Here is a 14622-nt window from a genome sequence, read left to right on the forward strand (position 1 = left end):
GCTCGGCGGGCCCGCATCACGTCTTCTCCTCGAGCGCGTCGTCGGCCGTGACCTCGGGCGCGCGCTTCAGGCGCAGGCCGACCCGGACCCGTGGGCCGGCGGCGGGCGCATCGTCGGAGAGCGGGATGCGATCGACCGGCGTGGCCGGATCGCGGCGGAAGACGTCGTGGATCGCGAGCAGCCGATCGCGCATCGCGGCGATGGTCGACGGGCGGAACAGGTGGGTGTTGTAGATGAACTGGATCAGGTGCCGGCCTTCGCTTTCCACGACCTGGAAGGACAGGTCGAACTTGGCCGTCGTGTCCGCCTGCGAGAGGTCCGTGATGCGGAGGCCGGGCCGCGGCGCCGGCATCGACACGTAGTTCGCTTGAATGTCGAAGATCGGGAAATGGCCCGCCGGGGTGCGAATCTTCAGGTCCTCCAGCAACACGTCGAACGGATAGGACGCATGCGCCAGCGCGTCCGCGGAGGCTTTCGCCACGCCGTCGATCACCTCCGCGACGGTCGCGGATTTCCGCACCGGGACGCGCAGCACGACGGTGTTCAGGTACACGCCGATCTGCGATTCGAGCTGCTCGCTGTCGCGCCCGGCCGACACGCTGCCGATGACGATGTCCTCACGCCCCGTATAGCAGTGCATCAGCACGCAGAACGACGCGAGGAGCACCGCATGGAGCGACGTATGGTGAGCGCGCGCCAGCGTCGCGAGTCCCGCCGCCTGCGGCTCCGGTAGCTCGACTTCGAGCGTCTGCCCGGCATGACCGGGCCGCTCGGGACGCGGGAAGTCCGACGCCAGTTGCAGGCGGGGCAGCGGCGGCGCCAGTTGCTCGAGCCAGTACGCGCGATGCGCGGCGGCGCGCGGACCGGCGAGGCTCGCGTTGTGCCACGCGGCGTAGTCGCGATACTGGATCGACAGCGGCGGCAGGTCGCGTCCCGCATACAGCGCATGCAGGTCGTCGGTCAGCACGCGTATCGACCAGGCATCCGATATCGCGTGGTGCATGTTCAGCAGCAGCAGATGCTTCGCCGGCGCGAGCCGGACCAGCTTGACGCGAAAGAGCGGCCCCGTCGCGAGATCGAACGGCTGCGCGCTTTCCGCGCGAATCAGCGCATCGATCGCCTGCGGCCCGGCGTCGTCCGCGAGATCTTGTTGCTCGACCCGGAAACCGGAGGCTTCGCGGGTGAGGATGCGTTGCCGCAACTCGCCTTCGATCATCGCAAACACGGTGCGCAGGCTCTCGTGGCGATCGACCAGCAAGTCGAACGCACGGACGAGGCGCGCGGTGTCGACGGCGCCGTCCAGTTGCAGCGCGCCTGCCATGTTGTACGTGGATGGATCCGCGCTGCGGCTGGCGAGCCAGATCCGCTTCTGGGCGCGGGACACCGCGTAGGACGGTTGCACGGCCAGCGCCGGGATGAGCGCATCGGCGTCGTCGGTGGTGGCGTCGCCGGCAGGCAGGGACGCCAGCTTCCGCGCGAGCGCGCGCGGCGTCGGCGCATGAAAGATGTCGGCGACCGCGACGTTCAGCTTCAGTTCGCGCCGGATCCGGCTGACCATCTGGATCGCCTTGAGGCTTTGGCCGCCATGCTCGAAGAAGTCGTCGTCGACGCCGTTCGGCCGGCGGCCGAGCACCTCCGCGAAGATACGCAGCAGCGCCGCTTCGACCGGCGTGCGCGGTTCGGCCGCCACGCCGTCGGGTGCGGACGCGGCCTCCGGGAGCGGCAGCGCGGCGCGGTTGATCTTGCCGTTCGGCATGACCGGTAGCGCCGGCAGCAGCATCACGGTGTCGGGCACCATATGCGCGGGCAGCTGTTCGCGCAGGGCGTCGCGCAGGCGTTGGGGCGTCCAGCCGGATCCCGACGCATAGCCGCACAGGGTCATGCCCGCATCCGGCGTCTCGCGAGCGACCACGACGGCGTGGGAGATGCCGGCGAGACCGGTCAGCGCGGCTTCGATTTCGCCGAGCTCGATGCGATATCCGCGGATCTTGACCTGGAAGTCGCGGCGGCCGAAGAAGTGGAGATTGCCGTCCGCCCCGAAGCAGCCGATATCGCCGGTGCGATACAGGCGCGCGCCCGGTTCCGGGCTGAACGGATCGTCGCGGAACACCGCCCGGGTGCGGGCTTCGTCGAACAGGTAGCCGCGCCCGACGCCGACGCCCCCGATGCAGATCTCGCCCTTGACGCCGGCCGGGCACGGATTCATGTCGGCGTCCACGACGTAGACGCGCAGGTTCTCGATCGGCCGGCCGATCGGGATCGCCGGCAGATCCGGCGCGCGCGTCATGCTGTAATGCGCGACGGAGTCCGACGCTTCGGTCGGCCCATAGGCGTTGATGAGCCGCACCGCCGGATTCAGGCGGAACCAGGCTTGTACGGACGCGGGCTGCAGCGTTTCGCCGATCGTCAGCAGCGTTTCGAGGTGCGGGAAGGCCGGTGCCGCGTGCCGTTCCAGTTCGCCGAGAAAGGTCGCCAGATAGGACGGCACGAATTGCATCGCCGTGATGCGGTCGCGGTGCAGGCTGTCGATCAGGCGCGCGGGCTCGAGAATCACGGCATCGGGATAGATCACCGTCGTGCCGCCCGACGCCAGCGCCGCGAAGCACTGCCAGACCGAAATGTCGGAGCAGTGCGACGCGGTCTGGGCGACCGCGCTCCGCGCGCCGAGCCCGACCCTGCGCGCCATCGCGAGCACGTGATTGAGCATGCCGCGATGTTCGACCATCGCGCCCTTCGGCTGGCCGGTCGAACCCGACGTGAAGATCACGTAGGCGAGGTCCGCCGGCCGGCAGCGCGGCGTCGGCGCTTCGGCATCCTGACGGGCGGGCAGGCGAGCGGGATCGACCCGCGGGATCGACGCCAGCGCCGGCGGCGGCTGGCAGTCCGTGCCGACGATGACGGCCGGCCGGGCCAGCGTCAGGAGGGTCTCGACCCGCTGGGCCGGATAGGCCGGATCGACCGGCACATACGCCGCGCCGCACTTCCAGATGGCCAGGATCGTTTCCAGCATCAGCGGCGAGCGCGGCATCCAGACGGCGATCCGGTCGTCAGGCTGGAGCGGCGCTGTCTGCAGCAGATGCGCGGCGATCCGGCCGGCGCCTTCGACGAGCTCCCGATAGGTGCGCACCTCCGTGCCGCAGCGGATCGCGATGCGTTCCGGGTGCGCGGCGGCGACGGCCTCGATCAGGTCGGGCAGCGTCCGGTCGGACGGCACCGGCGCGAACGTATCGTTGCCGCCGTGCAGGATCGCGTCCCGCTCGGCGGCGGTGAGCAGCGCAAGGCTGCGGTTCGGGCGATCCGCCGCGCCGGCCAGGCCGGTGAGCAGGGTCTCGACATGGCGCAGCAGGCGGACGATCGTGTCGCGATCGAACCGGCCGTCGTCGTACAGCACCTGCAGCGACAGGCGCTTGCCCGGCGTCACGACCAGCGTCAGCGGGTAATTGTTCGGATCGGACACCTGGAATGCGCCGATCCGCAGGCCGGGCAGCGCATCGGCCAGCGCTTCCTCGACCGGATAGTTCTGGAAGATGAGCAGGCTTTCGAAGAGCGGCACGCCGGGCGGCAGGCCGGCGAATGTCTGGATGTCGGCCAGCGGATAGTGCGCATAGTCCTCCTGCTGCGCGAGATCCATCTGCAATTGCGCGAGCCACGCGGACGTCGGCCGCGCGTCGATGCGCACCCGCACCGGCAGCGTGTTGATGAACAGCCCGACCATTTCGTCCGACGCCGGCAGCGACGCCGGCCGGCCGGACACGATCGTGCCGAACACGACGTCCGGTTCGCCGCTATAGCGGCTCAGCAACTGCGCCCACGCGCCCTGCGCGAGCGTGTTCAGGGTGAGACGGCTGGTTTGCGCGAAGGTGACGAGCCGTTGCGTGTCGCTTTCGGAGAGCAGCAGCGGCTCTTCCACGTAGGCGCCCGGCGCGGCCGTGCCGTCGAGTTCGGGGCGGCCCAACACGAGCGGCGTCGTCGCCGGGAAATCCGCCAGCTTCGTCTTCCAGAAATGTTCCGCCGCGGCAGCGTCCTGGCATGCCAGCCAGCGCACGTAATCGGCGAAGGCGGGCGGCGCGTCCCGCTCCTGAGCACCTTCGGCCGCCGGCGCCTGGTAGGCGGCGGCCACTTCGCTCAGGAGCCGGGCGGAGCTCCACCCGTCGAGCAGGATGTGGTGATGGCTCCAATGGAAGCGCCATGCGTGATCGCCCACGCGGAACAGCGCGAGCCGCATCAGCGGGGCGCGGGCAAAGTCGAAGCCGCGCGCCCGGTCTTGCGCCGCGTAGGCTTCCCAGCGCTGTTCGGCTTCCGCGGCGGACGCCGCGCGCAGATCCTCGTCGTGCCACGGCAAGTCGATGCGGCGATGCACGACCTGCACGGGGCTTTCGATGTCTTCCCAGTGAAACGAGGTTCGCAGGATGTCGTGCCGGTGCGCCACGGTATCCCACGCGCGACGGAACCGTTCGGTGTCGAGCGCCCCGTCGATCGTGAAATTCAGGCTGCTGAAGTACGCATCCGACGCGGGTTCGTACAGGCTGTGGAACAGCATGCCCTGCTGGGTCGGTGTGAGCGCGTAGACGTCGGCGATCTCGTCCGGCCGCACCGAGGCCGGCGCCTGCGGCAGGCCGGTCGCGGGCCGGGACGACGCGGACTCCACGGCGTGGCCGGCGACCAGGGTGTCGAGCGCCGCGATGTAGGCCTGCGCGACGCGCCGGATGGTGTCCGTGTCGTGGCAGGCCCGGCTGAACTCCCACGCAACGTGCAGGCGGTTGCCGGTCACGTAGGCGTTGACGTCGAGCAGGTGCTCGCGCCGCTGGTTCGCATGGCGGCCGTCGCCGCTTGGCTCCGCGGCCTGTTTCCAGTCGCGTGCGGCGGTGAACAGCTGGTCGGTCTGGCCCAGGTAGTTGAACAGCAGTGGCGGCTGCGGAGCCGGGCCGTCGAGCCGGTCCTGCAGCAGGCCGTAGCTGATGCCCGCGTTCGGCACGGCGCGCAGCTGCGACTTGACCGACGCAATCAGGCGCGCCGGATCGTGCGAGCCGGCATCGACGGTCAGCACGACCGGGAAAACCGACGTAAACCAGCCCACCGTGCGCGAGATGTCGAGGTCGTCGATCAGTTCCTCGCGCCCGTGCGCTTCGAGATCCAGCAGCACGTCGGCGCAGCCGCTCCAGTCGCTGACGGCACGCGCAAGCGCGGCCAGCAGCAGGTCGTTGACCTGCGCGTCATGGGCGCGGGGCGCGGCGCCCAGCAACGCCGTCGTGGCGGCTTCGCCCAGCTCGACCACGATCGTTTCGGCGGACGACACGGTATTGGCGTCGGCGGACGCATCGCGATCGAGCGGCAGGCCGGGCAGCGCGGCACGCGCGAGGGCCTGCCAATGGGCGAGGTCGGCGTCGGCGGCGCCGGAGCCGGCCCAGTTCGAGATCGCCCGGGTCCATGCGGTCCAGGTCGCGCTGCCGCCCGCGAATTCGGGCGCCTTGCCGTTGCGCAGGCGCGTATAGGCGTCGTACACGGTTTCGAGCAGCGCGCCCCACGACACGCCGTCGACCACGAGATGATGGGCGACCAGCAGCAGGCGGAGCGAACGGCCTTCGTCGAGGCGAAACAGGTCCGCGCGCACGACGGGGCCGTGCGTGAGATTCAGGCTCGCATGCGACTGTGCGACGTGCTGCGCGAGCTGGTCGCGCGCAAGGTCGGACACGACGACGGGCACTTCCGGATCGTCGACGACTTCCTGGATCCAGCCGGACGCGCCCGCGCGAAAACGCAGCCGCAGCGCGTCATGCCATTTGGCCGCGTGGCGCAGCGCCTGGCGCAGCACGACCGGATCGAAATCCGCCGGCACGTCGAGCAGGATCGCCTGGTTGTACTGGTCCGGGTCGTCCTTGTGCTGCGCGAAGAAACGCTGCTGGATGGGTGTGAGCGGCAGCGGGCCGGACGACGCGACGAACTCGGCCGCGCCGACCGTGCCGCGCGTCGCCACGGCGGCGAGTTCGGCAACCGTCGGATGCTGGAAGATGAGCCGGGTGGTGATCTTCAGGCCCGCCTTCGCGGCCAGCGACACGATGCGCATGCTGAGAATCGAGTCGCCGCCCAGCGCGAAGAGGTTGTCGTGGATGCCGGGCGACGGAATGCCCAGCGCTTCGCCCCAGATGCGGCACAGCAGCGTCTCGGTGGGCGTGCGGGGCGGCGTCGGCGCGTGTGCCGTGGCGGCTAGTCGCGAGCGCTCCAGCGGCGGCAGCGCCTTGCGATCGATCTTGCCGTTGCCGCTCAGGGGCAGCGCGTCGAGCACCACGTAGATGCCGGGCACCATGTAGTCCGGCAGCGTGGCGGACAACGCGGCGGCAATCCGGGCGTCGCTCAGCGACACGCCGTCGCGGAACGCGACATACGCGCACAGCGCGGCGCGGCCGGCCTCGTCGCGATAGTCGAGCGCGGCCGCCTGGCGGATTTCCGGAATGGCGGCCAGCGCGTTGTCGATCTCCCCGAGCTCGATGCGGTAGCCGCGGATCTTCAGTTGGTGGTCCTTGCGGCCGTGCAGCACGATCGTTCCATCGGGCAGGTAGCAGCCGATGTCGCGGGTGCGGTACAGGCGGACGCCGCGCTCCGGATGGAACGGATCCTCGACGAAAGCCTCGCGCGTCGCGGCCTCGTCGTTCAGGTAGCCGCGGCCGACGGCGACGCCGGACACGCAAAGCTCGCCGGGAATCCCGATCGGGCACAGGTTCATCTGCGGGTCGACGACGTAGATGCGCACGTTGCGGATCGGCTTGCCGACCGGTACGTAAGGCGTGGCCGGCGCGCACGTCATGCGGTGCTGGGCGATGTCGTCGGACGCTTCGGCCGGGCCGTACGCGTTCACCAGCGGGATGTCCGGGAACGCGTCGAACCACTGTTTCACCAGCGCCGGGCTGACCATCTCGCCGGTGACGAGCAGGTGCCGCAGGTGCCGCATCCGCGCCGGCTGCTCCGACGCGCGGTCGAGCACGGCGGACAGATAGGACGGCACCAGTTCGAGGATGCCGATCCGGGCGGTTTCCAGATACGCAACGAAGCTCGCGGGGTCGCGAATGCATTCGTCGTCGACGATCACGGTCTTGCCGCCGACGAGCGGCGCCGTGAAAAATTGCCAGACCGAAATATCGAAGCAGTGCGGCGCGGTTTGCGCGATCACCGACGATGCCGAGATCGAAAACTCGTCGATCTCGGCGAGCATGTGATTCAGCATGCCGGCGTGCTCGACCATCGCCCCTTTGGGCTTGCCGGTGGAGCCGGACGTGTAGATCACGTAGGCGAGGCTGTCGGGCGACACGGGGCGGCCGGGATTGGTGTCGTCGCCGGCGTCGCCGACGGCGTCGAGCGACACGACCGGCGCGATCCCGGCCAGCGCCGCGGGCAGGAGGCCGTCGCAGGTCAGCACGAGGGCGGCGCCGGAATCCTCGAGAATGGTGCGGATGCGGGCCGCCGGATAGTTGGGGTCGATCGGAAGATAGGCGGCGCCGCACTTCCAGACGGCAAGGATCGCCGCCATCAAGTGCGCCGACCGGTGCATGCAGATCGCGACCCGCGCGTCCGGCCCCAGCTCGGCGGCGGCCAGCAGGCGGTGCGCGATGCGGTTGGCGCGCGCGTTCAGTTCGCCCGCGCTCAGGACGCCATCCCGGTACTCGACCGCGGGCCGCTCCGGGTGGCTTGCTGCGGCCTGCTCCAGGCGATGCACCACGGTGAGCGCGGCGTCGAACGGCACGGCGGTGTCGTTGAAGGTTTCCAGCAACTGCCGGCGTTCGGCCTCGGGCAAGATCGGCACGCGGCCGAGCAGCCGGTTCGGATCGGCCGCGAACGCGTCGAGCGTCGCGGCCACGTGGCCCAGCATCCGCTGCATCGTGTCTTCGTCGAAGCGCCGCGGGTCGAACGACAGTTCCATCTTCCAGTCGTCGCGCGCCGTCACCACGAATTCGAGCGGAATGTCGGCGCGGTTGTAGAGCGCTACCTCGTCGACCGCTAGCCCGTGCGCACCATGCGTCAGGGACGCGTCGAGCGGGTAATTCATGAAGGTGATGTTGCTCTCGAACAGCGGCATCGTCGGCGGCACTTCGCTGCAGCGCTGAATGTCGGGCAACGGGGTGGACTCGAACGGCGCGCGGGCGGCCACGCGCGCCTGGATCATCTTCAGCCACGGCACCAGCGGCTGCCTGGGGTCGACCCGCACCCGCACCGGCACCGTGTTGATGAACAGGCCGAGCATGGTTTCGATCCCCGGCAGATCGGCGCCCCGCCCGGACACGACGGCGCCGAACACCACGTCGGCCTCCCCGCTGTAACGCGACAGCACGAGCGCCCAGGCTGCCTGCGCGAGGGTATTGAGGGTGACGTGATGGCGGGCCGCGAATTGCCGCAGGCGCGCGCTCAGGTCGGCCGACAGGTCGGCCTGCACTTGCGCGAGGCCCTGGCCGAAGCGCTCGCCCGCGTCCGCGCGCGCGGCCGTGGGCAGCGGGGTCGGCGAGCGGAACCCTTCGAGATAGCGCGTCCAGTATTGCCGCGCGGCTTGCGGCTCGTGCTGCTGCAGCCACTGGATGTAGTCGCGATAGGGGCGCACCGGCGGGAGCGCCGGCGGCACGCCGCGCGCGAGCGCGCCATACACGTGGAAGATCTCCTCGATGACGAGCGACAGGCACCAGCCGTCGGCAAGGAGGTGATGGTGGCTCCAGCTGAACAGGTAGGCGTCGGCGGCGACGCGCGCCAGGCGGCAGCGCACGAGCGGCGCGCGATCGAGCGCGAAGCCCTCCGCCAGGTCGTGGTCGAGATGCGCGCGCCACCGCGTGCGCTGTTCGTGTTCCGGCAGGTCGCGCCAGTCGTCCTGCACCCACGGCAGCGTGGCGTGCGCGTGCACGACCTGCATGGGCTTGTCGAATTCTTCCCAATGGAACGACGTGCGCATCACCGGATGCCGATCGACGAGCTGCTGCCACGCGGCATGAAACAGCGCGGGATCGAGGCTGCCGGTGATCCGGCAACTGAGCTGGTTGAAGCTGCTTCTCGTGCCGGGTTCGTGCACGGCATGGAAGAGCATCCCCTCCTGCATCGGGGAGAGCTCGTAGATATCGGCAATGGTGGGGGATGTCACGATTTGATCCTTGAGACAAGGGCGTCCAGCGCTTCCTGGCTGATGCGCGCGGCCGGAAAGTCCGACGGGCTCAGCGCGCGCGGGCCGTCGCCGCTGGCCGCGACGATCGACAGCAGGCGGCTGCGGTAGCACTGCGTCAGCTGCTCGATGACGCCGGGCGCGCAGGCCGCGCGGTTGTAGTGCCAGGTCAGGCGCAGGCGGCCGTCGAACACCATCCCGTCGATCTCGAACAGATGGCCGCGCCGCGCGCGCGGGCTGTGCTCGGGACTCTGGAAGTCGAGCACCGGCTTCCAGCCCGTGTCGTCGGGCAGCACGCGATCGACCTGGCCGAGATAGTTGAAGCGCACCGGCGCCGGCGGCTGCCGCTCCAGCGCGGCCGCGATGCCGGCGTCGTGGCCGAGGTAGCGGGCGATGCCGTAGCCGAGCCCGCGCATCGGGACCGCGCGCAGTTGCTCCTTGACGTGGCGCAGCGCGTCGACCGCCAGGGTGGCGTCGCCGGCGTTCAGGAATACCGGGTAGTGGACGGTGAACCAGCCGATCGTGCGCGATGTATCGACGCCGTCGAAGAGGTCCTCGCGGCCGTGGCCTTCGAGATCGACGACCAGCGACGCGTTGCCGGTCCAGTCGCCGAACGCGAGCAGCAGGGCCGTCAGCAGGACTTCGTTGATCTGCGTGTTGAACGCGCGCGGCACGTCCTGCAACAGCGCGAGCGTCTGCTGCGCGTCGAACTCGACGACCGTCGAGCCGGCTTCGGCGACGGTGCCGACCGGCATGTCGTCGAAGCACGCCGGCTCGACGGCGTGCCCCTGGAGCCAGTAGTCCAGCCCGTCGAGCCGGGTCGCGCCGAGTTCGGACAGACGCGTCGACCAGTCGCGCCAGGCCGTCGTCCTGGCCGGGAGCTGCACCGCTTCGCCCGCTTCGAGCTGGCGGCACGCGGTGTACAGGTCTTCGAACAGGATGCGCCACGAGACGCCGTCGATCACCAGATGGTGCGCGACCACGAGCAGGCGCTGCGACGCGTCGGGACCGAACTGGAACAGGTGCGCGCGCAGCAACGGCGGCGCCGATAGCGTGAAGCGCTCCTGCATGCCGGTGGCGGTCGCCAGCATCGCGGCCTGCCGGGCGGCGGGCGCCGCGTCCGCCAGCGACGTGACGCCGAGCGGAATGGCCAGCGGCGGCGCCGCATGCGACTGCCGCCACGCACCGGCGACGCATTCGAAACTCAGCCGCAGCGCGTCGTGATGCGTCGCGACGGCCGCCAGCGCGCGCTCGATCGTGTCCGGCCGCAGCGACGCGGGCACCTCGATCATCGTCGACTGGTTGTAGTGGTGCGGATCGGCCAGGTCTTGCGCGAAGAACCAGTGCTGGATCGGCGTCAGCGGGGCGGGGCCGATCACCGGCTCCTGTGGGATACGGATCGACGGCGCCTCCGTCGCTACCTGGGCGAGTTCGGCGAGGGTCGGATGCGCGAAGAACTGGTCGGCGCTGAACTTGAGGCCGACTTGCTGGGCCAGCGACATCACCTGGATGATCAGGATCGAGTCGCCGCCCAGTTCGAAGAAATTGTCGTGCACGCCGATCGGCTCGCGGCCCAGCACGTCGGACCAGATCTTGCCCAGGCGCGCCTCGACGTCATTGGTCGGCGCGACGTACGCGGTTTCGCTCGGCGCGGGCGCCAGTTCCAGCGCGGCGAGCGCCTTGCGGTCGGGCTTGCCGTTCGGCGTCAGCGGCAGGCGTTCGAGCGTCACGATCGACGCCGGCACCATGAACTCGGGCAGCCGTTCCTTCAGGTGTTCCCGCAGGCTGGCGACGCTGGCCGTCGCGGTCGCGACGCAGGCCACCAGCTGCTTGTGCTGCGGCGCGTCCTCGCGCACGAACACGATCGCGTCGGCGACATCGGCGTGCTGCCTGAGCGCCGCCTCGATCTCGCCCATCTCGATCCGGTAGCCGCGAATCTTCACCTGCGCGTCGCGCCGCCCGGTGACTTCCAGGTTGCCGTCCGGCAGCCAGACGCCGAGGTCGCCGGTGCGATAGAGGCGCTCGCCCGCCTCGAACGGGTGGTCGACGAACGCGTCGGCCGTCAGGTCGTCCCGGCCGACATAGCCGCGCGCCAGCGCGATGCCGGACACGCAGATCTCGCCCGTGCAGCCCTCGGGGGCCAGCGCGCCGTGCTCGTCGAGCAGGTACAGGTGCGTATTGCGGATCGGGCGGCCCACCGGCAGACGGGCCCCGTAGGCGATGGCCGGGTCGACCACGTAGTCCGCGATGCACACGGTTGCCTCGGTCGGGCCGTACGAGTTGTGGCACGTGCGGGTCCGGGCCAGCTCGCGCAGATCCGCCACGCGGGCGTTGTCGCCCGCGCTGATGACCCGTGTCACGGTGCCGAGCGCGTGCCAGTCGAGCGCGGCGAGATAGGCCGGCGTCGCGTTGAGGGTGGTGACGCCCTGCTGCGCGATGAACTCGACGAAACGCGGGACGTCGCGGATCACGGCGGTCTTCGCCAGCACCAGGCGCGCGCCCGCGAGCAGCGTGACGAAAATCTCCATGATCGAGCCGTCGAAGCCCGGCGAGTAGAACTGCACGAACCGGTCGTCGGCATCGAAACCGAACGCGTCCACATGGTACTGCGCCATGTTCAGGAGCCCTGCATGTTCGAGCACGACGCCCTTGGGCACGCCCGTGGAGCCGGACGTGTAGATGATGTACGCCGCATCGTCCGGCCGGACCTCGACCTGCGCCGACGCGGGCGCCAGCGTGTCGAGCTGGAAGTCGAGGGCGAACATCGGGATCGCCCAGAAATCGGCGAGCAGCGGCAGGTGTTCCGAGTGCGTCAGCAGCGCCTTGACCTGCGCATCCTCGATCATGAAGCGCAGCCGTTCCCGCGGAAACTCCGGGTCGAGCGGCAGATACACCGCGCCCGCCTTGAGCGCGCCGAGCATGCCGACGATCCAGCGCTCGGAACGGTCGGCCACCACGCCCACCACGTCGCCGCGTTCGATCGCGTACTCCGCGAGCAGGAAGCTCGCCAGCCGGGACGCCTGGTCGTCGAGTTCGGCATAGGTCAGCGACGCGTCGGCGGTCGCCACGGCAACGCTGTCCGGCGCGGCCGCGACCCGCTGCGCGAACTGTTCGAGGAAGGTTCCCTGTGCGGCGACGGGCGCCGCGTGCGAACGCAGGCGCGCGCACTCTTCGTCGTCGAGCAGCGAGACGGTGTCGAGCGCGGCGTCCAGTGCGCCGAAGCCGGCCACGACGTTGCGCAGGTGCCGCGCGAGATGCTGGAGATAGTGCAGCGTGAACACCGTCGGCCGGCCCGTCAGCGCGATCTCGTAGCGCTCCCGATGCCGGATCTCGATCGACAGGTCGTAGTCCGCCGACGCCCAGGCGTCGTGAAGGCCGTCGAAGCGCACGCCGACATTGGTCGCGCGCCGTTCGCCATGCAGCTTGTGCGCGAGCGCGGCGATCGGAAAATCCTGGTACGAATAGCTGCGCTGCACCCGGTCGCGCAGCTGGTTCAGGTACGCGCGAACCGTGGGGCCGGGCTCGCCGGCGTCGAGCAGCGGGACGGCATCGGCCGGATCGCTCGCGGGTCCGACGATCAGGCGCGGCGACGCCACGAACAGGCCGGCCGCGCCGTTGTAGCGCCCCAGCACGCGGAACAGCGCGGCGAGCAGCACGACGAACGCGCCCAGCTCGTTGCCGGCGGCGAGCTTCTCCAGCACCGGCGCCGCGTCGCCGTCGAGCGCGAACGTCAGTGTCGGCGCGGGGCCGAGCGGCAGCGCATACGCCTGCCACGCCTGCTGAAGGCGGAAGTCTTCGTCGATGCGACCGAGCGCGTCGTTCCAGAACGCCACGTGTTCCTGGTATTGCCCGCTGGTCGAGAGCGCGTTGAGATTCAGTTCTGACAAAGCACGATCTCCCTCTGCGCGTACAGGATTTCGGAAGCGATGCCCTTGGCCTTGCAGTGCGCGACGAACTGGGTGGACTGGATGTGGCTGGGCGAGTTTTCGTCGAAGGTGTTGTCGAGGAGGTGGTTCAGCCACGGCTCCTGGCCCATCGCATAGACATACGCCGCGTTGAACGGGAAATCGTCCACCAGCGCGGCGGCCTCGCCGAACTGGCAGCCCCGCGCCCGGCGCGACTGATCGATATCGCGCGGCAGCGACTTGGGAAACAGCGGGCCGTAGACCCACGACGGCGGCGCGCCCTCGGTTTCCATCCCGACGAACAGCGTGTCGGGCTTGCCGGCGAGGCGGAACACATGCTCGTAGAGGCGCGGGTCCAGGTTGCACGAATCGGCGATGCACAGCACCGAGCGCGAGCCGAAGCGGATCATGAAGCTCTGCTTGCTGTGGATCGCCAGGTCGTTGTGTTCGCCCAGGAACGGAATGGCGGTGATGGCGCCGTTGGGCAGCTTGATTTCCTGCGCATCCCGAACTTCCAGCACGTCGTCGAAGCCGAGCTTGCGCAACGCCAGTTCCATCGACGGATCCTGCGGAAAGCCGTCGAGATTCCGGCCGACCACCACGGTCTTGACCTTGTGGCGAAGCTGCAGCAGCGTCTCGAGGACGATGTGATCGTGATGGCTGTGCGTGATCAGCACGTAGTCGATCTGGTCCGGCAGGTCGGCGAACGTGTAGCGCGGCAGCGCGGTGTCGTAGCCGTAGCTGATCACCGGATCGATCAGGATGCTCACGCCCCGGCTCTGGATCAGCACGCACGCATGGCCGTAGTAGCGGATGCGGATGTCGTCGCCGTCGAACGAACGATCCGGTTTCGGCGCCGGCGCCGCCTCGGAGAAGAACGAGCGGAACAGCGGCTCGTCCTTCTCCTCCACGCGCATCAGGTCGACGATTTTCGCGTAGCTGCCGGGCGTGTCGCGCATGCGGAACAGCGCGTCGAGCGCGCGGTCGTCGAAGGCCATGTTGCTGAACACCGTGCGCGCGTCGCTGAGCCGCGGCGTGCTGAGGATGAACGGCCGGGGCGTGTTCTCCTCGATCGCCGACAGCGCGATGCTCTGCGCATCGCGCGCATAGAACGGGCTCGCGTACAGCAAGCTTTCGAACACGCGGAAGGACGGGTTGTGGTTCAGGTCGTAGTAGATCTCGACATAGCCCTTCAACACCTCCGGAATCTCGGGGTAGAGCGGGTCCGACGCCATCCCCCGGGCCTGTTCCAGCAGCAGCGTGGAGAACGCCTTGTAAGCCTTCGCCAGCTCCAGTTGCCGGGTCGCGCGCCGGGTGGTCTGCTCGATCAGCGCGCGGATTTCGTCGACGCGCTGGCCGCCCAGGTCGAGGAACGGCCCGCCGCGCATCGCGGGATCCTTGCAGGCCGCCGCATGCATCATCGGCGACGCGGCATAGGACTTCAGCAGCGGCAGGAACCGCTCCGCCACGTTGAGGGCGGCGGTCAGCGGCGGAAGCGTGTGATACCACGCGTACCAGCTGTTGATCAGCGGTTCGAACTGGATGTTGGGTCGCAGGTAGACCTGCGTGCTGGACGAAATAGTCAAC

Annotated in this window: 3 protein-coding genes; all 3 read right to left on the bottom strand. The window is 69.4% G+C overall.

Annotated features, from left to right (window positions below; translation table 11 throughout):
• Positions 1 to 16: 16 nt before the first annotated feature.
• Genes ACPTTC_RS34925 through ACPTTC_RS34935 form a run of 3 tightly spaced genes read right to left on the bottom strand, consistent with a single transcriptional unit; the run spans position 17 to position 14621 of the window.
• On the bottom strand, positions 17 to 9112 hold the full coding sequence (locus ACPTTC_RS34925) for an amino acid adenylation domain-containing protein (RefSeq protein WP_423395905.1): 9096 nt from the start codon (positions 9110 to 9112) through the stop codon (positions 17 to 19).
• Positions 9109 to 13017, bottom strand: a complete 3909-nt coding sequence (locus tag ACPTTC_RS34930; RefSeq protein ID WP_423395906.1) for an amino acid adenylation domain-containing protein — start codon at positions 13015 to 13017, stop codon at positions 9109 to 9111. The genes ACPTTC_RS34925 and ACPTTC_RS34930 overlap by 4 nt, the downstream gene beginning before the upstream one ends.
• A complete protein-coding gene (locus ACPTTC_RS34935; RefSeq protein WP_423395907.1) occupies positions 13005 to 14621 on the bottom strand; it encodes an MBL fold metallo-hydrolase in 1617 nt (538 codons plus the stop codon). Before ACPTTC_RS34935 ends, ACPTTC_RS34930 begins: the two co-directional genes overlap by 13 nt.
• Between the last annotated feature and the right edge of the window lies 1 nt (position 14622).

This window comes from Burkholderia mycopellens (genome assembly GCF_964265025.1).
Lineage (GTDB): Bacteria > Pseudomonadota > Gammaproteobacteria > Burkholderiales > Burkholderiaceae > Burkholderia.